We start from the raw sequence: 23,706 nt of genomic DNA, 5'->3' as shown, positions 1-23,706 counted from the left end.
AATCATCACAAATTAATGCTTACTAAATATCTCTTATTACGTGTATGGTTACGGAAAGGTTTCTCACATTCCCCGAAGTATCAGTATATGTTCCGTTAATGGTTGCGTCTATATAGTTACCAGCACTTCCATAATTAGATAAATTTAATTGTAAACTAGTTGGTATGGCGTAATCTATATTTAAATTGGAGGATTCAAAACCAAACTGATCTAAAGAATAATTCCCTATTGTTGTATCGTTTAAACCAACAAAGAAGTAGTTCAGGTTTGTTTGAGAACTAACCGAGAGTCCTGGACTTGGCTGGTTACCTCCTGCATTTATACTAGCTAAAAAATAATCTGTTGGATTATTATCTACTCGCACACTAATAAACTCTGTTACCGTAGAACAAGCAATTATATTTCCAACATTGGTATTGTTAAAGGTAAAAGGCAATGCTGTTGTTGTTTGAAAAGTATCAAAATCAACTCCTTCTAAAGTGAAACCTGATAAAGAAGCACATTCTATTACACTTAAAGAAAAACTTCCATTGGTAACATCTACTGTAGCGTATTGATTTCCATAAGTTACACCTGCATAACCATTGGTAACATTAGCACTAGAACAATTTACTAGGTTACCAGTAATAACAGCTGCTGAAACTGTTGGCAAGACCAAGTTACCATAATTTGTATCTGTTGAAAAAGGCCCTATAGTAGTTGTATAAACCACTACTCCACATTGATCGAATATATTTAATGTCATTGTTTCATTTGCAGGTATTAATCCACAAATTTCGCCATTACCATTGGAAATCCCTATTCTTGGGTACGTTGCTCCACTTCTAAACAATGCCACTTTCACATTAGATAATGGAATATTTGCTACATCCACCACATTTAAACATAAAGTAACTGTTGGAAATTGCGCATCACAGTTCCACCATGAAAAATGAGAAACTTCACCAACATATTTCCCTCCAATTAAAGTCGCTTCCCCATCTTCTATCCAATACCCTTTCACTTCATCAAAATGCCATAAAGGAATAGTAGAAGGCGCATTACTACTCTGCGCAGGATCTACTGGCATTTCAATTCCAGCAACATGACCATCTGCTATATTTAATTCTTGACCAGAAGTTCCTCTTAATTCTACATTTAACATGCCGTAAGACTCCAGAATACGTTCTTCGCCATTAGTATTTTCGGCTTGTAAATTACCAGGCATTATAGCATCAATATCCGGATTTGAAGGATCCAAATGATACAGGATAACATCTACATTTCCGGAATAGGCATTTCCGTTTTCATCTTTAAACGCTCCGTCAAACTTCACGGTAGTTCCATTTGGTAAGTTTACTTGACTATCTCCTCCAGAGGAAACCGTTGCAATTACATTTAGAGGAACCAACATTAAACGCACCGTATTTGTACCTTGCGTAGGCACTAGACTTTGCATTCCTTTTAGGTAACCAGGTTTTTCTGCTACAATAAATGCTTGTCTTTTTTTAACATTCGCATTACTAATAATAAACATCCCATTAGCATCTGTAGACTCCATTTTTGATCCGATAGAAACCATTACGTTTTCTATTGGAGCATTGGACTCATCCACAATTCGACCCATAAAATCATGTTGTACGCTTTGTCCTAGGTCTAAACCTATTTCGTTATTTTCTCCTGGATCATAAGACTCATTATCCTCGTTTGGATCACAGGATGTAAATAATGTACCCATTGCAATCATAAGGCTAAGTAACAATTTGAATTTGGTGTTTCTAATTTTCATAATTTATAGTTTTAAACGTTCAAAATTTATAGTTTATAGTTTTATATAAACCTATTTAAACTTTTGTTACCCTATTTTTCCGAATTTAACTTTAACCACGTAAAAAACAAAAAGCACTTATATTATGGATTAATCCTCAAATAAATAGGTGTAAAATCTGTAATTAAACAACTTTAAAACTCTTTTATTAAAAACTTTAGCTTCTTATTTCTTTTTTTTTAAATTTGATTTTAATCTATTAAAAATCAAAAAATATGAAAACAAAACTACTTTTAATTTTAACCTTATCCATTGCTCTATTCTCATTTGCTCAAAATGATATTTTATTAGTCACCGACAATGATTTTGACACTGCAGATAATACCACGTTTTACAATTCTATATTAACAACCTCTTACACCAGTGTAACAGTACACGACGCTACTATTAGTGGACTTCCTACTAGTACGCAATTAGAGAGCTATGATCTAGTTATTTGGTTTAGTGGTGACGATGGCTATGGCCTTAATTTTTGGACTGCTGGACAAGCAGGAAACCCAGTACTTACCAATTATTTAGATAACGGAGGGAAACTATGGATGATTGGTAGTGACTTAATATATGAATCTTATGGAGCAGCTCCAATCAATTTTACAGCAGGAGACTTCATGTATGATTATGCTTGGTTAGCATCTTATAACATGCAAACTTATGTGGACGATGGTGGTTTGGGTGTTCCACAATTAGACAGAAACAGTACTACGAACACAGATTATCCTAGTCCGCTTACGTGGATCTTTTCGACCTTATACTACATCGACGGTGTAACACCAAGAACTAATGGTTTAAGCATCTATGAATTTGGGCCTGCATCCTATCCTAATGCAGGAGAAACCACCATGACTTTTTACGAAAACAGTACTTTTAGTGTAATGGCATCTTTATTTAATCCTACAAGTATAAACACCTCTGTAACTACAGGAAAACTAACACCTAATAATAATTTAGATTTTTTCATTGAAGCTACTTTAGATCAAATATTTGCTAGCTCTTTATCTGTTCAAGACAACAACTATAGCCATAATACATTTAATACCTACCCAAACCCGAGTACAGATTATTTTAATATTGTTTTTAATACTGATCAATTATTAAATGATAATTATGAAGTATATTCTATTTTGGGTAAGCTTGTCTTAAAAGGAAACCTTACAAATTTCACTACTATGGTTTCTACTAAAAACCTATCTAAAGGAACTTACTTCTTAAAAGTTGGCAGTATTACTAAGAAAATTATCAAGTACTAAAATATTTGCTTTATGTAATAGAATAGCTCTTTAAAATATTTTAAAGAGCTATTTTTTTTAAAACAAAGTCGTTTTATATTCTAGTTAACTAAACAAACTTAAAAATGCCTTTTTATTGGTTTTAGATATGGGTACGCGATATTCATTATTTAAAACCACATAGCCTTCATTTTCAAAATGACGTACTTTTTCTAAATTAATAATATGCGATTTATGGCATTTAAAAAACTTGGTATTTAGTAGTTTTTCAAATTTACCCAAATTGTAGGAACTTGTAATTGTGGTATTATTTATTAAGTGGATTTTAGTATAGCCTTCATAACCCTCTAAATGTAGCACCTCATCTTGTGGTATAAAAGAAATTCCTTTTTGCGTTGGTACCACTATTTTATTTTTTTTAGAAATATTTTCTTCTAACAAGCCTACTAGTTTAGCGTTAGTTTCACTCTCCTTTTTTAATTTAATAATTTCTAGTGCCTTATTTATAGCTGCAACCAAATCATCATTATCTATAGGTTTTAATATGTAATCTATTGCCGATTTTTTAAATGCTTCCAAAGCATATTCACTGTAAGCAGTTACAAAAATGACTTGAAAGTTAACGTCTTTCAAGTTGGTAAGTAACTCAAAGCCGTTAATTCTAGGCATTTCAATATCTAAAAACAGAATATTTGGTTGCTGTTCCTTAATTGCTGCTATGGCATCTTCTGGTTTTTGATACGCTCCCGATATTTGAATATTAGGAAACAAATTTTCAATCTTTCGTTGCAAGCCTTTTAAGTTTGCAATCTCATCATCTACTAATATTGCGTTTATACTATTCATTAATTGTTTGTCTTGATTAAAAATACCGATTTATTACCTCTATCTGCTCGATCTGGATGTACTTCTTCTTCTTTATACGTTATTTCCCATTTTTCAGAATAATTTAAAAAATGTAATCTATCTTTTAAAACATTCGAAGATTTAACCTTTTTACTTTGTCTCTTTTTCGTATTTGCAAAACCTACGCCATCATCTATAATTTCTACTTTAAATGTTTGTGCATCTACATGTAAGAAATTGAGAGTTACCAAGCCGTTTTCTAATTTATTAAAAACACCATGATTTACAGCATTCTCGACTATTGGCTGCAATAACATGGTTGGTATTCTTGTTCTCTTCGTATTTAAACTAGGATCTACATGAATGCTAAAGTTTAGTTTTTCTTTAAAACGAAGTTTTTCAATTTCTAAATAATTATGAAGCAAACTAACCTCTGTAGCTAACGTGATTTCATTTTCTTTGGAAAGCTCAAAAAATTGACGAATTAATTTTGAAAACTTAACCAAGTACAACTCAGAAGCTTCAAAATCATTTTCACCAATATAATATTGTATTGCAGATAGCGAGTTAAATACAAAATGCGGATTCATTTGAGACCGTAACGCCTTTAGCTGTAATTCACTTAAGCGTTTGTCTTCAAATATTTTTTGATTTTTTTTAAATTGAGAACGTTTTACAAAAAATCTAGATATTAATGCTACAAGAAAAACACCAAACAACACAATAAATACTTTAAATGAAACGGTTTGCCACCACAAAGGTTTTATTGTAAAACTCAGCTCTTTTTTTAGGCTATTGGCAGCAATATGTAATGTGTATTCTCCTGGTTCCAGGTTATTAAAACTAAAATTGTTAGTTGTGGTGATGGTCCAATCTTTATGGATAGGTTCTAATTTATAAGCATAAGAGAAACCTACATTTTTATCTGAAAAATCGATATTAGATATGGTGAAATTTAAATTATTATTTTTTTGATATTTAAAGACAGCATTATTTATCGAAATATCTTGATTGTCATATTGCGCCTTATCGATATAAACATCTAATAATTGGGATTTACTTTTTACCTCTTTTGGAAAAATGGCTATTCCGTTATTGGTACCTACCATTAAGTTATCTTGATAAACAAAAACATCATTAACATGATTGGAAGGCAATCCATTGCTTTTATCTATCTGCATTTGCACCGTATATACCTCTTTTACTTTTGTATACTTTAATATACCAGATTCTGTTGCTAACCAAATGTTATTATTTTCAACAAAAGCATTATTTACAATTAGAAATTCGGAACCTGGAAGTTGCTTAATGGTTTTTAAATCGGTGATATAAGCCCCAAAGCCATCTGTATTTATTAAAAGCTCTTTTTCTGAAACTTTTTTTAGATTTAAAATGGATTTATTAAACTCTTGATTGGTAAATGCTATAGGTTTAAATTTTTCGTCTTTAAACTCTTTTAACCCACTAAATGTAGCTACTAAAAATCGATCATTAAATGGTAGTAATTGATTAATTCCGAGTTGATGATACTCTTTTTCGATTTCAAAATTATTTGGATTTATTTTATTTACTCCAAACGAGTATTCACCATATAAAGAATTATTAGCTACTACTAATTGTCTTGTTTTGTAATGAATATCATTGGAATCACTTAATAAACCTATCTCTTCTATTTTACCATTTTTTACTGTTCTTGAATTTAATTTAGACAGATAAAATTCTGTGTTTAATTCTTTAATATAAGAAGCGTCAAAAAGATATTCTTCTTCTTCTATAAATAATACAAACTTTTTTTTAGCATCATCATATTTATAAAATCCCTTATTAAAAACATTTGCAATAATTTTATTATTTACAGAACCAATGTTCGTTACTGTTTCTGTTGGTAAACAGTATTTAATATTTTGTTTTTCTTTTGGCAAATGGTAAATACCATCTGTAAAAGTACTTACCCAAACAGACCCTAAGCTATCAAAAAAACCAAAATGCGCATTTAAATACTCTGGTATATAGTATGTATTTGTAATGTGTAAATCTTTATCTAAAACACCTACAAATCCCTTTCCAGAAATTTGTATTTGATTATTTACTAGATTTAATCGTACATATTTTGATTGCTCTATACCTATTTCGTCTTTAAAGTATTTTTTATGCAGCTTTAAAGTATTTAAATTAAGAATATTGTATTGTTTATCATTTACCCAATAAAACAGGCTATCTGTAATTTGACCTCTTATGTGATTTTTTTTAAGTACATCCCCAAAACCAAAGGTCTTAACTGTTTTATTTGTTTTATCTTGTATTACTACAGAATCTAATAAACTAGAAGTTTTGTAATTTAAAACCGTAGGATGTTTTATATAATTATACGCTAAAGAATCTTTTGGGTGCCATCCATTTAATACTCTCCATTTCTTATTTTTTAAAACATGAAATCTATTGGAACTTGCAAGAATCAAATCATTACCAACTTGACTTGTTAAAAGAGGACTAAAAATCTCTCCTTTTATTTCACTTTCAAAAGCATAAACACTATCGTTTTTAATATAACCCAATTTTGAAGTTTTAGACAAATACCATAGTTTACCATCTGGCGTTGGAAAAATCCCCCAAACATCATTCGTTGCTAAACCATTTTTAGTAGTAAAGGTTTTCATGGTATTACCATTATACTTCACCAAACCTTTATCTGTAGCAAACCATAAAAACCCTTTCTGGTCTTGCCCTATTTTATATACAAGATTGCTTGGCAAACCATCTTTAGTTGTATAGTTTGTAAATTGTTGGGAAAATGAAATAGCAAAAGTAAAAAGTAAAATAACTAGTAAACATTTCTTCTTTGCTATTCTTTCGGGCTTATTAACTAAAATATGGGAATCAGAAAAAAAACGCCATATCCATAAGGTAATAATTGTGATATGGAGTTTTTGGTGTTTCAAGGTTTCTGTTTTTATAAAACTAATGTAATATTTTTAAATAATTAATCTGTAACCACATAATTTTCAGTACAGATCAATGTGTTTTTAGCTGTAATATTTCTATTAAAACATACGTAAATTAGTCTAGTTTTTATTGGTGTTACGTACCGTACTTACTGTGAAAAATAAGATAAAGAGTGCCATTTTCAAAATAGTTTTCATAATTATTTAGTTAAACAAACATAGCTTTTATATTAGCGAAAAAGAAGACCTATTGAAACAAACGTGTATTTGATACAAGGAACGGTCCTTTTTATTTAACGATAATAAATTTTAAAAATAAATATCAAATTTTTGAATAATTGCCATTAAATCCATTAAAAAAGCAACTCCCATATGAATAATAATTCCGCCAATAATAGATCTACTATGCAAAGAAATAATTCCTAAAAGATAACCACCAAATATGGAGCCTATAATTTCTCCAGTAGGTTTTCCTATATGAAAAAAAACATATAATGCTACCATTGGTAAAATAGCCTTTGAGCCCAAAATTTTAACCATACTTAAAACAAGAAACCCTCTAAAAAACCATTCTATAGAAATAAAATCTAATAAATACACAGGTTCATAAATAGCTAAAGCATGTAACTTATTTATAGCGTTACCTGTATTACCAATTAAAGGATATTGATTTAAAAAACTAGGCTGAAAGGATGCAATACCAATAAAAGGAATAACGATTAACAAGAGTAAAAAATATGGTTTCCAACTCACATTTTTTGTTGAAAAACCATAAAAGTTGGTGTTATATTTTTCAAATAGATAATAGAAAAATAAAATTCCGAACGAAAAAATAATGGTACGCATTGCTCTGGCGGCAATTTTAGTATAAAAAAAAGCTTTTTCTGGTGCAATATTTTCATAAATCCATTTGTAGTGTTCTAAAAACCCTAATCGTAAACTTACTAATAGAATAGCAAATATACTTGTAAACCAAAAACCACTCGATTTTATAAAGCTATAATCTGATTTTGTAAAAACTATTATTGCTATTGTTGTGTAATAAGCAAATCCAAAAAACAAAAAATAAGACAATACAAGTAACGGTGAATTTATATTATTACTTAAGAAATTTACGGCAAAATTTGTAACATGATGTATATAGATAAAAACACTTAAAAACAATAAAAAAAATAAGTATGTAGCCGTTTTATAATCTTCTTTTAGATGTGTTCTTATATATTTTACTATGGTTTTCATTTTGAAATGGATATTAAGATATATTCGTTTTATAAACTTTCACCTATCCTGTTAACAAACCTAATTTCTGTATATGTGGTTACTTGGTAAAAAAGTAGCTATTAGATAATTGGTAAATTATTGAGAAAAAGAAAAACTCCATATCAATAGTAAATAAATTGTGATATGGAGTTTTAGAGGTTTTAAAGTTTCGTTTGCGCTATTTTCTAGGTATTATCTGCACCATCACAATTACTGTCTATACCATCATTTAAAAATTCTCTAGTATATGGGTGTATATTAGCATTGGTATCATCACAATCTAAATTATTATGCACACCAGCTGCTGGTGGTGGCAAAGCAGCACCTGCACCATAACCATCTCCATCTGCGTCTGTGTAATATTCTATAATATCTGTTTCACCATCGCAATTATCATCCATTCCATTCCCTAAAACTTCATCTGCTAAAGGATTTGTGTTTGCATCATTATCGTTACAATCTCCTGCATAATAAGAATAACCACTAGGTATGCTTTCACCTACCAATAAATCTACAACTTCTGTTGTGTTTGGATTACCAAAACCATCTCCATCTGCATCTACAAATAAAGTGATAGATATGTAACCATTACAATCCTCATCAATTGCATTATCAGGAATTTCTGTTGCTCCTGGATATGCGGTTGCATCGTTGTCATTACAATCGGTGTTATCCATTACGTAATTTGCAGGAGCATCATTAGCTGTGTAAGAAGTAGGAGATACAGATGCATCGCCATAGCCATCTTGATCTATGTCTGGCCAATAATTTTCGTAGTCTTGTGGTGTGTTAACTATACCATCTCCACAGCCAGAACCTATTACAAATACTGCTGTTATTAAAAGCATTACTGGTAAAATTCTTTTTAAAAATTGTTTTTTCATAATTTTAAGTATTAATTAAGTTAGTATTCCTTTGTTTATAAAATTTAAAATAAAAATAAGCTGCAATTGCTATGAGACAAAGCCCTATAAATTGCGAATGAGACAATATGTTATCTATAATATAGCCTCTGTTATCTCCTCTAAAAAGTTCTAGAATTCCTCTACCAAAAGCATATAGCATTAAATAGATTAAGAAGATTTGTCCGTTGAATTGTTTGTTTTTTTTAATCACCATTAGGAATAGCATTATGGCTACTAATAGCGTTACCTCGTATAACTGTGTTGGATGCACCGAAATACCATGCGTAGTTGGAAAAATTAATCCTATATTACTTTCTGTGGGAGCTCCATAACAACATCCTGCAGCAAAGCAACCTAATCTACCTATAGCATGAACAATGGTTGTAGTTATTGCAAATATGTCTAGCATTGGCAAAACGGGAATTTGATGTCTTCTTAAATACCATATTACATATGGAACAATCACAACAAAGGATCCATAAAACACAAAACCACCTGAAAAATTATCAGACATTAAGCTTGCGTTTTGCATGTATTTCAAAGGATCTTGTAAATAGTAAAACAACTTTCCGCCAACAAAACCTGCAACAAAAATCCAATAGAAAAAGGAATTAGGAAGGTTTGCAATTCCCAACTCTCTCTTTGCTGTCCTTTTAGTATATAGCGCTGCTATTAATGTACCTATTGCAATTAAAGTTGCATAGGTATAAACAGTAACTTGTTCTACACCAAAAAGGTTTGCCAACACATCAGGCAGAGAGAAATCGAATAATTTTGGAAACATATTCTGTTTAGTACTTTATAATAGATTATTTATTTTTATTAGCGTTATAATAATTAAAAGCTTCTGAAAACTTAAGACCAAAGAAAGCATCACCATCCTCGTAAAAAACTATTTTTACTCCATCTACAAAATCATTTAAAAAAATGATTTCATGAAAGTCTTTTTCGTCCATTTTTTTGCCATTAATCAAATAGTATTTTACTATTTCTCTTTTTTCGTCTTCACTTAACTTCTTGGCAGTTTCCGTTATAGTTGTATTTCCTAATTGTTCTGTTTTACTTTCGTTTTTACAATTAAAAACAAGCAAACTAATAGAAATAACGAAGTACTTAAATGGTGTTTTCATATTGCTTTATTTTATAAAACTTCATCTATAATAACACAGAACTCTACTTCTATACTACCGCTAACCACATCTAATCTAATTTCATCTCCTACTGCTGTTCCTGCACGTTGACATGTTACGGTTACCAATTCCTCCACGCCGCCATCAATAGTCATTCTTCCTTCTCCTATTTCATTTAACAGTATCACATTTGTAGTAAAAAATAATGTTGTTGCACCAGTAAAAGAAGCGATTTCAATTCCGGGCGCGCCATAAGGTCCATTACTCGCATTTGGAAAATATTGTGTGTTTAATTCAGATTCAGGTATAATGGTTTGATCATTACTATTTCCATCTAAATAGGAAAATCCTTGATAGCTACAAACATTAGTATTTGTCGCGTTGTTATCATCATTATCACAATTAAAGAAGGATAATGCTAATACGAGCACTACCGTTATTTTAAATATTGATTTCATAATTAGCGTTTTTTATTTTAGTTGTTTTTATTAAATAGGATTAATTTATAATATCTAAGCCATATAAATATTTACCATTTACAGGATATTCATGGACAGTATCACTTATAAGTTTAATTTCAAAAACTATAGAATTCATTGTAAAAGGATTGGTATAATTAAAATAGAAACTGTCATCACAAGCATCATAAGCTGCATTTATTTGTCTATCTCCACCAGGAGCTAAAAGCGCATTCGCACTCAAACTAAGGCTATTTGTTAAATCTTTTATTACAGAAACTTGCGGTACACTTCCACTAATATCTACTTTTAAAAGTTCTAGCGTATAACTACTAGAAATCGTCTCGTCCGATTTCAAAATATAAAGCGTATTATCATCAACATACTCTATACTTCTATAAAAAACCTTATTGGTGGTTTCGTTATACATCTCTAAAAGATCATCACTCCAAGTATCTGTTGTTTTATTGTAAGTAAGAAGTTTCGTGTTCGCTAAATAATATAGCTTGTCTTGGTTGTTTGATGTAGATTTGAATAGAAGTAATGTACTTGCTCCAGAATTACTAATATCTACATTTTGAATTGTTTGACCAACATCATTACCTGACTCATCGATTATGGTGTAATCCGATAATACACTAGAGCCAATATAGGTGTGTTTTATAGCATATAAACTATTCCCTAAATATTCATAATTATACCCACCATTAAAAGTACTTTGCGCTACCGTATTCGAATTGATATTATACTTAAATATCGCGGGATGATATGTAAATTGATATGTAATTTCTCCTGTATTCGGATTTATTGCAGATAGCATTTCACTTAACGGCCCTCCTGTAGCATTATTCAATGAATTCCCAGAAGTAAGCGCCATTGGTGTAGCGAGCACATTGGATTTTTCGTATTCAAAAATATCAAAAACACCAACCGATGAATCCGGAATATCTACTGCCATTGTGTAGAACTTGGCATCACAAACGGTTGTGGTGTCATTGTCTTCATCAGAATCACAACTACTAATAAAAGTTGCGATTAAAAGAGTCAGTAAGCCTGTTTTAATTGCTTTCATAGTATTACTGTTTTACAATTTTTTTAGTGGAAACACCTTCACTAGTTCGTACTTGTAAAAAGTATAAACCGTTAGATAGTTTTGAAACATTTAATATATTCTCTCCCGTTTGAAGCTGGCCGTTTTTAATTACCTGACCATTTACTGTGATTAAGCCATAGCTAGCTTCTGCCTGTATAGCAATGGTAAGGTAATTGCTTACAGGATTAGGGTACATACTAAAAGTTATCTGTGCAAACGCTGAAGTACTTAGTGTTGTACACTCTGCTTGATTGTTAACGTATGTTGAAGCAGCGTCTTTATTAAGCCAGTTCACTGTACTCCAAGCGGCATCATCAACCTCAATGCAAGTAAGGTTTGGGTTGTTAGTACTATCAAAATTAGTAAAATTTGTGTTGTTACCATTCTTAACATTTAAAGAAGTTAATTGGTTGTTAAATACGGTCAAACTTTTTAAGGAAGCCTTACCAGAAAAATCTAGCGCAGTTATATTATTTTGAAAACAATTAATTATTTCTAGATTTAAATTAGAACTAATATCTAAAACAGAAAGTTGATTGTTTTGACAATATAAATTCTTTAAAGCAGCATTTTGAGATACATCTAAATCTGCACTACTTAAATTGGAACTATGACAATATAAAGATTCCAACATGGTGTTTTGACTTACATCAAAAACAATATTATTATTACTACCAATATTAAGTATTAATAATTGTGTAAAATCTGCAATACCCGTTAGATCTAAAATGCTTTTTGAGCTTACATCTAAAATTGTAACCATATTTATATTAGCTGTAGCTACATAGTTGTCTAAAGCAATACCGTTCCCCATGCTGTTCGCTGCGCCAACAGCAACAACATTTCCGCTAGCATCATGTGTTTCTAGATAGTTTTCAAAATTATCATCTGGTACATACGTTAATGGAGTAACAATTGTAGTTGTATATGTATTTGTAATTACCGGTGCATTAAAATCAAAATAAATAGCTGCATTAGCATCAAAATCATCTCCAAGAATCACCGTGCTTTTTGGTTTTATTTTATAAAAAATCCAACCATGACTTTCAGGCTCGTTAGTAGTACTATCGTCTAAATTGATATTATTAAAGTTAAAAGTTAACTCGTTTCCATTTACCAATGAAGTTGTATATGCATGTGAAGCAGAAATTGGTTGTAAAGTGGCCCAATCTAAATCTGCATCTAAAGCTGTTTTAACCGAAATATTTACTGCAGATGCTGTTCCTGTGTTTTGAAAGCGAATTCTATAGGTTAAATCATCTCCTGTTTGTGAAGGTGCAATTTCATCGCCTTCTAAACATAACACATCATTAGGGTCATAAGCATTTACAACATCTTGATTTAATGAGGATGTATTATCTAAAGTATTAGCATCCCCAACTATTGGATCCGCTATTACATTAAACGTTAAAACATCACCACTATTAACTGTTGGCGGTGCATAAAGAGTAAAAAACACATCAATAAATCGAGTTTCAAAGAAATTTAAATTTGTATAATTCCATGTTAAAGAATTACCACTAAAACCATTATCTAAAGGTATGGAAGACGTATAACTGAGTTTCGTATTATCAAAACTTAATGTTACCACACCACTAGTATTAGGCACACCCAAATTAGTATAATAAATTCTATAAGCACTACCAAAACCCGGCCTAGCAAGACCTATTGGTACGATTTGAATATTTAAATCATGTTGCGTTGTTATTGTTGTTTGCGTACAAAAATCTTGATTTGTATATGCTTGAAAAGCAGATGTAAAAGTGTTTGTAATTGAGGTTGATGTTAAAGAAGGAGATTCAACACTTGTTACAACATTCCCTATTTCATAAAACTCTTGAAAATAATCGCCATTATTATCTGTATACGTATAATAAATGTTTCCAGAGGATTGCGCCACATTTTTTATTAAAATATTGTTTAACGGTGTTGCTGATGTCGTGCAATTATCTGCATTAACATCATATTTCACATTACCTGAAACAGAATGAGGAATAACGGCATTGATTTGCACATCTTTAAATGCATAAATTTCGCTTTGCGTAAACAGAAAACTTCTTCCTACTGCTCCAGAAAACTCTAAGTAATATGATCCGTCTGGAACAGAAATAACATTACTCTTATAATAATCCACTTCAGAAGCAGGAGCTGCGCCTAATGGCCAAGGCTGCACTGTTAAGGTTAACGTTTCCACAACTGCATTTGTACTCGCGTCTTTTAATACAATATTGGATAATTGAGATAATTGATTTCCACTAAAAGTATTATCATAATGTCCGTAAATAATATCTAAACTATATACTTCACTTTGTAATAAGTTAAACGCGGAAGAGGTTAAAGCAAAAGTTTCATTAACTGTTGTGCTATTATTGATAAACATATAATCACTAGCATAAGCACCTAAGCTAATATTATTACCTACTACATTCCAGTTAGCTGTTCCGCTTGCAAAAGCCCCATTAGGAACTTGAGAATAGGACATCATACTAAATAAAAGCAAAAAAAGGATTTGTATTCTTAGTACTATTTTCTTCATAATCTATATGTTTTAAATATTAAATAAGCTTATTTTTAATAGCTTTCTAATTCTATATCAACAAAGGAGTCTAAATGTTACCTCTTTTTAATAAAAAAAATCGCCAGCAAAATAGGCTGTTATTCTACTGACGATTAGTAATGTATTAATTAATAGCAAGCGCAAAATACGGTGTAATACAAAGACTACATGTGCCGAATCAAGGAATAGTCATTTTGATTTAAGGAAAAGTCAGTTTCATTCAACCAACGGATAATTTGTCCTATTATAAAAAACAGCTTATGTTTGTAATAGTATTTTTAAAAACTATGGAACAACAACTTATAAACCTTTTGATGTATATTATTCCTGCCTTGGTTACAGGAGCAATTGCTTTTCTATTTTTTAGAGAGCATATAGAAAATGAAAACAACCGAAGAACTTTTTTAATGCACAAAGAATTGCAGAAAGAATCCTTCCCTTTGCGCTTGCAAGCCTACGAACGTTTAACGCTATTTCTAGAACGCATCGTTCCTGCAAAATTACTTTTAAGAGTGCATCCAACTTCTTCAGAAAAAGAAAGTTACGAGTCTTTATTGATAGCGTCTATAGAACAAGAAATGGAGCATAATTTATCGCAACAAATATATGTTTCCGAAGAATGCTGGAATGTGGTTAACGCTTCCAAAAATGCGACTATTCAGTTAATACGAAAAGCTACTTTATTAGAAAAAACAAATTCAGCAAACAAACTTCGCGAAGTTATTTTAACCGAAATGATGGAAGGACATCCGCCAAGTCATGCCGGTTTATCTTATATTAGAGATGAAGTAAGTAAAATGTTTTAAAGTAGAAGTATAAAAAACAGCCTAATATTTCATAGCAACCGCGCTAGAGTCTTTACCATGCTTATTTTCTGCATACAAAAAGCCATCTAACCACCAAGCAGTCATTAGTTTTTTACTGAATATCAAAGAATTTTCCGTTAATTTAGTTGGTGTATAATACAGATTAAGCTTTACATTTCTGTGCTTTGCAGCCAATTTCCCTATAGCAATATCACTTTTCTCCACCTGATCTAACAAATGACCAAACAGGTTTAACATTAACGAAAAAGGATTTTTACCAAGTACTTTATTGTACTCCATATTTTCACTTTCTAAAATAATAGCATCTATTTCTGTAGCACCACGTAAAACCGCTTCACGAATTGGTACTACACAGCCAAAAGCACCATCTGCATACTCAAAACCATCTACTTTTGCCAAAGACATAAAGGGAATATAATTACATGAAATCCAAATCCAATTACAAAACTCTTCATAACTAAACTCTTTAATAGACTTGTACTCTACTCTATTTTTAGAAAGATTAGAAACGGTAACCACCACATCTTTTCCGCTTTTCCTAATCGCATTAAACTCTTGTTCGGTAAAATTTCGTTTTATATGTCTTCGTAAACTTTTACTCTCACCAAAAGTTCTTTTCCTTTTAATAAACTGCCAGATAGAATTCATATAGTTAATAGAAACATATTCTCTTCCATCTTTTTTATGCTGCACAAAAGGGTTTACACTAAAAATATTGTGCTGACTCACATTAGTAAACATATCATACAGCTTACCTATGTCATTTAAAGCTAAATGCGGAACCAATAAGCTTCCTGTAGATGTACCCAAATACATATCGTATTCGCGTTTTTCGTGTTCTATTAAATATTGTGCTACGCCACCTGCAAAAGCACCTTTGCTTCCTCCTCCAGATATTACTAATGCTCGCATTAAATTATTTTAGTTCGTTAGTTTTTCATTATTTCTTTCTGCAAAAGCTCTCGCAAACTTTTTTAATCGCCAATTATGATGCTGCTCCGCTTCTTTATAATGCTTTAAGATATCGCTGTTTATAATTTTTAAATTCTCTAAAAACGAAAACGCTTGCATCCTTATTTCAAAATTATATGCTGGTGACGTATATGCAATTAACTCCTTTAAACGCGCTTCCTTTAACGCCACATCATAATCTGGAGTCACCAAAGATAGCGTTAACCAAAGCAATCTAACGTTTTTATTAGGCAAGCCAAGAACATTTTTTGTTTTATCTAAATATCTATTTCTTTCTTCCGGAAAATTAGTCCAAAGATTATACAAAGCAGCCTCTGCAGTTACATAGGATTTATCTTCTAAAAGCGATTCATAATCCATCTTTAATTCGGAAGGAATCTCCACGATACTTTGCGCTATTGCTTGTCTTACTGGAATACTATTTTTAAATACTTCGGAAGTAATTCGCTCTGGTACTTGTGCAATCACTTTCCTTTTTGCTTCATCTGAAATACCCGAAGTCAGATAATAATCGCACTTTGCATTAGCTGCTTCACAATCTACCATGACATATTCCGTAATAAATTCGGATTGTCTTTGCAAAGAAGCTTCCACTTCTTCATAATAAAACGTTTTGTCTTGTAACCATTTAGCAACAAAAGCACTTAAATCTTGTTTGCTAGTTTGCGCAACTTCATCTATAAAATTCGAAGTCTCCACATTTTGAAATGCATACTTCTTTAAATAATTCTTAACTGCCGTTTTAAAAGCGATATCCCCAACTTTTTCATGCAACATATGCAAAACGATAGCTCCTTTCTTATAAAACGTTGCACTACTCGCTTTCGCATTCATAACCGCAGTACTTGTCCCTAAACGATCTTGAGCGGCTAATTCTTGCGCGTATTCATATAATTTAAAATAGTAATAATCGTCCCCAAAAACGTGTCGCTCTGCAAGTAATGCGTAATACGTTGCAAAGCCTTCCTGCAACCAATGATGTGTTCCCGACGTTTCGGTCACTAAATCACCAAACCATTGATGTGCCAACTCATGCGCGTTTACATTTACATAGTTTTTATCTATAAACGCGGTTTCGTCAATCATAAAAGCATCCGAAAAAATAGTACAGCTTGTATTCTCCATTCCCGCATACAAGAAATCATGAACAGGAACTTGTTTGTAGTTTTGCCAAGGATACGCAACGCCAATTTCATCTTCTAAAAAATCAAACATCTCCTTTGTATATCTATACGTTGGCGTTACTTTTAAGGAATCTTCGGGATAATAATACATTTCTAAAGGAATGCCACTTTTAGATTTTACTACTTTTTTATCATATTTACCAACTACCAAAGCAGCCAAATAGCTAGACATTGGTTTTTGCATATCATATTTCCAAAGCATATAATCTGTGCTTCTATTTTTAAGCACCAATTTCCCATTAGAAATCACTTCATAACCAATTGGCGCCGCAAAAGTAAGATCAAACTCGATCTTATCGTTCATATCATCTATACTTGGCAACCAATGACTTGTGTTTTTCCCTTGACCTTGTGTCCATATTTGGTTTCGCGCTTCATTATTCCAACCCACAAAATACATGGCTTTTTTAGGCGAAGCGAAAAACAAAAATTGCAATTTATTTTCTTCGGAAGGCTTGAATTTACTATAGATAATTAGTTTTTTATTATCATTATTGAACTTTACTTTCTTTCCGTTTAAAGCAATATTTTTAAACTTCATCGTAATAGCATCCAAATAAATTGAATCCGTTTTTTTTAATATATCGAAGGTAATTTCATATGAATCATAAAGTGTGCTATCTATCTTAATCTGATTAAAAAACACAACAGCATCCAACTTTTTAAAGTCCACAATATCTGTCTGTTGCGCATAAGCAGCAAAAGAAAAAAGGATAAATAATAAAAATAAAATACGTTTCATAAATCTTTAAATAGCAACCATTACGCCAAAGTACACATAAGTTTTGCCATTTTAAAATTACACGAAAACTAAAATCTATTCAAACTACACTTTTTGAGATTCCTTGTTTCAAAGGAATTGTTTAATTTCGCTTTTATGAGTATAAACTTGCAAACTCCTATTGATTATTTAAAAGGTGTTGGACCAAATCGTGCAGATTTGCTTCGCAAGGAACTAGGTATTCACACCTATCAGGATCTTCTTAATCTTTTTCCGAATCGATATATAGATCGAACGCAGTATTACAAAATCAATGAACTACAACGCAACAACGCTGATGTTCAGGTAATTGGAAAAATTATTAAGTTTGAAGAAATTGCTCAGAAACGCGGAAAACGATTAGTAGCAACGCTTCAAGATGAAACAGGAACCATGCAACTGGTTTGGTTTAGAGGGCAAAAATGGATTAGAGAAAGCCTGAAACTAAATACTACCTATGTAATCTTTGGAAAAACCAATTGGTTTAACGGCAAGTTCAACATGCCGCATCCAGATATTGAACTACAAAAAGACCATGAAGATAATCTACGATCTTCAATGCAAGCGATTTATCCTTCCACCGAAAAACTATCTAATAAAGGAATTACAAATCGCGTGATGACCAAAATCATGCAACAATTATTTTTAGAAAGCAACGGGAAATTTGTAGAAACGTTACCTGAAAATATGCGCTCCGAATTGAAACTAATTTCAAAACCAGAAGCTGTTTTTAATGTGCATTTTCCGAAGACTCCAGAGTTACTTTCTAAGGCACAGTTTAGACTGAAATTTGAAGAATTATTTTACATACAATTACAGTTAATTTTAAAAAATTTAATCCATAAATCGAAGATAAAAGGGTTCCCTTTTAAAACCGTCGGAAATTATTTCAACTCCTTTTTTAAAGACCATTTACCTTTCGAATTAACCAATGCACAAAAACGCGTTTTAAAAGAAATTCGTCACGATTTAGGAAGCAATGCGCAGATGAATCGTCTTTTACAAGGCGATGTAGGTTCTGGAAAGACAATTGTAGCACTAATGTCTATATTAATAGCACTTGACAACGATTTTCAAGCTTGCCTAATGGCGCCTACTGCTATTTTGTCAGTACAACACTATGATGGTTTACGTGAAATGTGTAATGATTTGAATATCAACATAAAACTACTCACAGGTTCAAGTACTACTTCAGAAAGAAGAATTATTCACGAAGAATTAGAAAACGGCGAATTACAGATACTAATTGGCACACATGCATTACTGGAAGATAAGGTGAAATTCAAAAATTTAGGACTTGCAATTATCGATGAGCAACATCGATTTGGAGTTGCACAAAGAAGTAAACTATGGAAGAAAAACACTTCTCCTCCACACATTTTAGTAATGACTGCAACCCCAATCCCTAGAACTTTAGCCATGTCTGTTTATGGCGACTTAGACATCTCTTTAATTGACGAATTACCAGCAGGAAGAAAGCCTATAAAAACAGTACATCGATATGATGCAAATAGACTAAAAGTGTTTCGTTTTATTCGAGATGAAATCGCAAAAGGAAGACAAGTTTACGTCGTCTATCCATTGATTCAAGAAAGCGAAAAAATGGACTATAAAGATTTAATGGATGGCTATGAAAGTATAGAACGAGACTTCCCAAAACCAGAATATCAAATCTCTATTGTACATGGAAAAATGAAACCTGCGGATAAAGAATATGAAATGCAACGCTTTATTAAAGGCGAAACGCAAATCATGGTTGCCACCACCGTAATTGAAGTTGGTGTTAACGTACCAAATGCTTCTGTAATGATTGTAGAGAGTGCCGAACGCTTCGGATTAGCGCAACTACATCAATTGCGAGGTCGTGTTGGTCGTGGTGCAGAACAAAGTTACTGCATACTCATGACGAGCCATAAACTCTCAGAAAATAGCAAACAAAGAATACAAACCATGACAAGAACTAGTGATGGCTTTGAAATTGCGGAAGTAGATCTACGTTTACGTGGCCCTGGAGACATCATGGGAACCCAACAAAGCGGTATTTTAAACCTTAAAATTGCAGATATTATTAAAGATCATGACATTTTACAATTGGCAAGATTTCACGCAAAGCAGGTTTTAACCAAGGATCCTTCTTTAGCAGCTAAAGAAAATCAAAGCATTTTAAACACCTACCGACAAATGAGTAAGTATAGAAATATTTGGAATTATATTTCTTGATTTTCGCACAGTAATCGACCTTCGTTTTTCTTAAAAAAGAGAAACCTTTTCAACACAAAAAGGAAATGATTTTTCCCTAAACTTAAAGACCAACTAAAGAAACCTAAAAATCTACAATTCAACGCTGCAACACAGCTTTATCTCAAGCGAAAGTTTAACATAAATACATAACATTTATTCCCTGCTAAACTTCTCTTTTTAGAAAATAAACAACTATAAAAATTGATATATCAGCGTGTTTTTTGATTTCAATAAAAGGCACTTATTTAGTATAATCTCATAAGAGCCTATCTATAGATTAAAGATTATTTATTTAAAAACAGACGCTACAAACAACTACTTTCCACTTGTTTTTCACACCGTTTTACATCTTTTATTTACCAGAAAAAGAAGCACCGAAGATGCCGTATTCCTAAAATCTTATATAGAATTAGGTATTCCTATTTTATACAAAAATTAGATACCCATAAAAGATACCACAAAACTTATAACAATGCTTGAATGCTAACCGCATTATTTTATCTTTGCAGTTCAATTTAAAGAAGGTAAATGAAAATATCATACAACTGGTTAAAACAGTTTATAAAAACCGATTGGACAGCAGAGCAAACCGAAGAATTACTTACAGACTTAGGTTTAGAAGTAGAAGGCATTGCAAATTACGAGTCTGTTAAAGGAGGATTAAAAGGCATTGTTGTTGGAGAAGTACTTACTTGTATACAACACCCAAATGCAGACAGGCTAAAGATTACTACGGTTAATATTGGCACAGATACACCTTTACAAATCGTTTGTGGTGCACCAAATGTTGCTGCTGGACAAAAAGTACCTGTTGCTACTATTGGTACTACTTTATATACCGAAGAAGGCGAAGCTTGGACCATCAAAAAAGGGAAAATTCGTGGGGAAGAAAGCCATGGAATGATCTGCGCGGAGGATGAACTTGGTTTAGGAAAATCGCACGATGGTATTATGGTTTTAACCGAAGACACTGTTGTTGGAACGCTTGCTTCCACCCTTTTTAGCATTGAAAACGATCAGGTTTTTGAAATCGGACTTACACCAAACCGAGCAGATGCCATGAGTCATTATGGTACCGCAAGAGATCTTAAAGCTGGTTTTTTACAAAAAGATATTAATGTCGAGTTAATTACACCTTCTGTTAGTTCTTTTCATGTAGACAGCAGAACACTTAAGATGGACGTAGATGTACAAAATAAAGAATTAGCACCAAGATATTGTGGGGTTACTATTTCTGGTTTAAAAGTTGCAGAATCTCCAGATTGGTTAAAACACCGATTAAAATCTATTGGCTTAACACCAAAAAATAACATAGTAGATGTTACCAATTATGTATTACATGAGCTCGGACAACCACTTCATGCTTTTGATGCCGCAAAAATTATAGGTAACAAAATTGAAGTCAGAACCGTTGCTGCTGGAACCAAATTCACAACACTTGATGAAGTAGAAAGAGAATTACACGAAGATGATTTAATGATCTGTGATGCAGAAAAGCCAATGTGTATTGCTGGGGTTTTTGGAGGAATGGCTTCCGGAGTTACAGAACATACCACGAGTATCTTTTTAGAAAGTGCTTACTTTAATCCTATAAGCATTCGTAAAACAGCAAAACGTCATGCACTAAACACAGATGCGTCTTTTAGATTTGAAAGAGGTATTGATCCAAATATTACAGAATACGCCTTAAAACGCGCTGCACTATTAATTATAGAGCTTGCTGGAGGAGAAATCACAAGCGATATTATAGATGCATACCCAAATAAAATAGAAGACTTTCAAGTGCGTTTAAGTTTTGAAAATGCAGAAAAGCTAATTGGTCAAGAAATACCAAAAGAAATTATTAAACGTATTTTAAGTTCTCTAGAAATTAAAATAAATAACGTTACCGAAACGGGCTTGGGTTTAACCGTGCCTGCATATAGAAACGATGTACAACGTGAAGCAGATATTATTGAAGAAATTTTACGTGTTTATGGGTATAACAATATTGGTTTTACGAATAAATTAAACGCTTCTATTTCGAACTCTTCCAAATTTGAAGATCATAAATTACAGAATGTTATAGGTAATCAATTAGCATCTCAAGGTTTTTATGAAATGCTTGCTAATTCATTAACTAGTCCGGAGTATATTAAATTAGACGAACAGCTCAAAGAAGAACACAATATAGTAATGCTTAATCCATTGAGTAATGATTTGTCCGTAATGAGACAATCCCTTTTATTTTCTGGCTTAGAAGCACTTTCTTATAATATCAATAGAAAACGTAGTAATGTTAAGTTTTTTGAATTCGGAAAGACTTACCATAACTTTAGCGAAAATCGTGAAGAACATAAGCATCTTACCCTTTTAGTTACAGGAAATAGAACTACAGAAGCTTGGAATGGTTTAAACAAACCTAGTGACTTCTTTTACTTTAAAGGAAGCATTACAAGTATACTAGAACGCTTAGGCATTTCTAGATTTAAAGAAACACCTACTAAAGATGCCATTTTTAGTGAAGGACTAACTTTAAGTTTAGGAAAAAACAAACTAGTAAGCTTCGGTTTAGTCAAGAAGAATATTTTAAAGCATTTCGGAATTAACCAAGAAGTATTATTCGCAGATTTTAATTGGGATAATATTATTGAAGTAGCGAAACACAACAAAATTAAATTTAAAGAAATTCCGAAGTACCCAGAAGTACGAAGAGATTTTGCTTTATTATTAGATGATGCTGTTTCTTTTGAATCGATTCACACTATTGCAAAACAAACGGAAAAACAACTTTTAAAAGATGTAAATCTATTTGATGTATATCAAGGGAAGAACTTACCTAAAGGTAAAAAGAGTTACGCGGTTAGTTTTACAATACAAGACGAAAACAAAACACTTACCGACAAGCAGATTGATAAAATCATGAATAAGCTACAAGCAAATTTTGAAAAACAGCTTGGTGCAGAATTGAGATAAACAAAACAAATGGAAAATAAAACACCACAAAAAAGCATATTTAGCTTAATATCTGGAATCATTTTTTTAGGCCTTGGTAGTTATATTGTTTACCGATATTTTTTCGGAAACGAATTAATCACGACTTTAAGACTAGCATTATCTTTGGTAATGATTGGCTTTGGAGTATACCGATTATATAATTACTTAAGAGCTTAAAAAAATAACAACGAACAACCATGTAATTTTAAAAAATCAATATAGAATACCAACAAAAAAGCCTTTTCATTTCTGAAAAGGCTTTTGTTCTTTTAAAGAATTGTAATACTTAGTCTATTACTTTAACGTTTATTGCGTTTAATCCTTTTTTTCCTTCTGTAAGTTCAAACTCTACAGCATCTCCTTCTCTAATCTCATCGATTAAACCAGAAATGTGTACAAAATGTTCTTTGTTGTTGTCGTCTTCTACAATAAATCCAAATCCTTTAGAATCATTGAAAAATTTTACTGTTCCTTTACTCATCGTAATATAGTATTGATTAATTTATAATGACAAAGATAGTT

The 23,706-nt window shown here is 31.8% G+C and carries 18 protein-coding genes; 5 read left to right on the top strand and 13 right to left on the bottom strand.

Annotated features, from left to right (window positions below):
* Positions 1–22: 22 nt before the first annotated feature.
* Positions 23–1,768: a hypothetical protein gene (locus ACVCZW_RS07975; RefSeq protein WP_452232113.1), complete on the bottom strand. Its 1,746-nt coding sequence runs from the start codon at positions 1,766–1,768 to the stop codon at positions 23–25.
* 254 nt (positions 1,769–2,022) lie between these two features.
* Here ACVCZW_RS07975 and ACVCZW_RS07970 point away from each other — a divergent pair, with 254 nt between their 5' ends.
* Positions 2,023–3,054 carry a T9SS type A sorting domain-containing protein gene (locus ACVCZW_RS07970; RefSeq protein ID WP_452228560.1) on the top strand — a complete coding sequence of 344 codons (1,032 nt, stop codon included), beginning with the start codon at positions 2,023–2,025 and terminating at the stop codon, positions 3,052–3,054.
* Between the two features lie 84 nt (positions 3,055–3,138).
* Here ACVCZW_RS07970 and ACVCZW_RS07965 read toward each other — a convergent pair whose 3' ends face one another.
* The 9 genes from ACVCZW_RS07965 to ACVCZW_RS07925 form a co-directional block, all read right to left on the bottom strand.
* Entirely contained in the window at positions 3,139–3,879 is a 741-nt protein-coding gene (locus ACVCZW_RS07965) for a LytR/AlgR family response regulator transcription factor (RefSeq protein WP_452228559.1), read from the bottom strand.
* Complete coding sequence (locus tag ACVCZW_RS07960; RefSeq protein ID WP_452232112.1) at positions 3,879–6,818, bottom strand: histidine kinase; 2,940 nt, start codon at positions 6,816–6,818, stop codon at positions 3,879–3,881. The genes ACVCZW_RS07965 and ACVCZW_RS07960 overlap by 1 nt, the downstream gene beginning before the upstream one ends.
* A 312-nt stretch (positions 6,819–7,130) precedes the next feature.
* Positions 7,131–8,060: a CPBP family glutamic-type intramembrane protease gene (locus ACVCZW_RS07955; protein WP_452232111.1), complete on the bottom strand. Its 930-nt coding sequence runs from the start codon at positions 8,058–8,060 to the stop codon at positions 7,131–7,133.
* Positions 8,061–8,266: 206 nt separating this feature from the next.
* Positions 8,267–8,965, bottom strand: a complete 699-nt coding sequence (locus ACVCZW_RS07950; RefSeq protein ID WP_452228556.1) for a putative metal-binding motif-containing protein — start codon at positions 8,963–8,965, stop codon at positions 8,267–8,269.
* A 4-nt stretch (positions 8,966–8,969) separates the two neighbouring features.
* The gene (locus tag ACVCZW_RS07945) at positions 8,970–9,770 is read right to left on the bottom strand and encodes a prolipoprotein diacylglyceryl transferase (RefSeq protein ID WP_452232110.1); all 801 of its coding nucleotides are present in this window, start codon (positions 9,768–9,770) and stop codon (positions 8,970–8,972) included.
* 25 nt (positions 9,771–9,795) lie between these two features.
* Complete coding sequence (locus ACVCZW_RS07940; protein WP_452228554.1) at positions 9,796–10,116, bottom strand: hypothetical protein; 321 nt, start codon at positions 10,114–10,116, stop codon at positions 9,796–9,798.
* An 11-nt stretch (positions 10,117–10,127) separates the two neighbouring features.
* Positions 10,128–10,574 carry a hypothetical protein gene (locus ACVCZW_RS07935; protein WP_452228553.1) on the bottom strand — a complete coding sequence of 149 codons (447 nt, stop codon included), beginning with the start codon at positions 10,572–10,574 and terminating at the stop codon, positions 10,128–10,130.
* A gap of 40 nt (positions 10,575–10,614) precedes the next feature.
* Entirely contained in the window at positions 10,615–11,646 is a 1,032-nt protein-coding gene (locus ACVCZW_RS07930; RefSeq protein WP_452228552.1) for a hypothetical protein, read from the bottom strand.
* A 4-nt stretch (positions 11,647–11,650) separates the two neighbouring features.
* Entirely contained in the window at positions 11,651–14,203 is a 2,553-nt protein-coding gene (locus ACVCZW_RS07925; protein ID WP_452232109.1) for a DUF7619 domain-containing protein, read from the bottom strand.
* 308 nt (positions 14,204–14,511) lie between these two features.
* On the opposite strand from ACVCZW_RS07925, the gene ACVCZW_RS07920 reads away from it, so the two are divergent.
* Positions 14,512–15,030 carry a DUF7935 family protein gene (locus ACVCZW_RS07920; protein WP_452228550.1) on the top strand — a complete coding sequence of 173 codons (519 nt, stop codon included), beginning with the start codon at positions 14,512–14,514 and terminating at the stop codon, positions 15,028–15,030.
* 21 nt (positions 15,031–15,051) lie between these two features.
* Here ACVCZW_RS07920 and ACVCZW_RS07915 read toward each other — a convergent pair whose 3' ends face one another.
* Positions 15,052–15,963: a patatin-like phospholipase family protein gene (locus ACVCZW_RS07915; protein WP_452228549.1), complete on the bottom strand. Its 912-nt coding sequence runs from the start codon at positions 15,961–15,963 to the stop codon at positions 15,052–15,054.
* A gap of 9 nt (positions 15,964–15,972) precedes the next feature.
* The gene (locus tag ACVCZW_RS07910; RefSeq protein WP_452232108.1) at positions 15,973–17,949 is read right to left on the bottom strand and encodes a M1 family metallopeptidase; all 1,977 of its coding nucleotides are present in this window, start codon (positions 17,947–17,949) and stop codon (positions 15,973–15,975) included.
* 135 nt (positions 17,950–18,084) lie between these two features.
* Here ACVCZW_RS07910 and recG point away from each other — a divergent pair, with 135 nt between their 5' ends.
* The 3 genes from recG to ACVCZW_RS07895 all read left to right on the top strand — a co-directional run bounded on the left by recG (position 18,085) and on the right by ACVCZW_RS07895 (position 23,361).
* A complete protein-coding gene (gene recG / locus ACVCZW_RS07905) occupies positions 18,085–20,187 on the top strand; it encodes an ATP-dependent DNA helicase RecG (RefSeq protein ID WP_452232107.1) in 2,103 nt (700 codons plus the stop codon).
* Between the two features lie 549 nt (positions 20,188–20,736).
* Complete coding sequence (pheT, locus tag ACVCZW_RS07900) at positions 20,737–23,163, top strand: phenylalanine--tRNA ligase subunit beta (RefSeq protein ID WP_452232106.1); 2,427 nt, start codon at positions 20,737–20,739, stop codon at positions 23,161–23,163.
* A gap of 9 nt (positions 23,164–23,172) precedes the next feature.
* A complete protein-coding gene (locus ACVCZW_RS07895; RefSeq protein ID WP_452228545.1) occupies positions 23,173–23,361 on the top strand; it encodes a hypothetical protein in 189 nt (62 codons plus the stop codon).
* Between the two features lie 109 nt (positions 23,362–23,470).
* Here ACVCZW_RS07895 and ACVCZW_RS07890 read toward each other — a convergent pair whose 3' ends face one another.
* A complete protein-coding gene (locus ACVCZW_RS07890) occupies positions 23,471–23,665 on the bottom strand; it encodes a cold-shock protein (protein ID WP_055442230.1) in 195 nt (64 codons plus the stop codon).
* Positions 23,666–23,706: the final 41 nt, after the last annotated feature.

The organism is Lacinutrix sp. MEBiC02595 (assembly GCF_053601555.1).
Note: the sequence above shows the minus strand (reverse complement) of the source record. Positions and strands in the feature narration are given on the sequence as shown.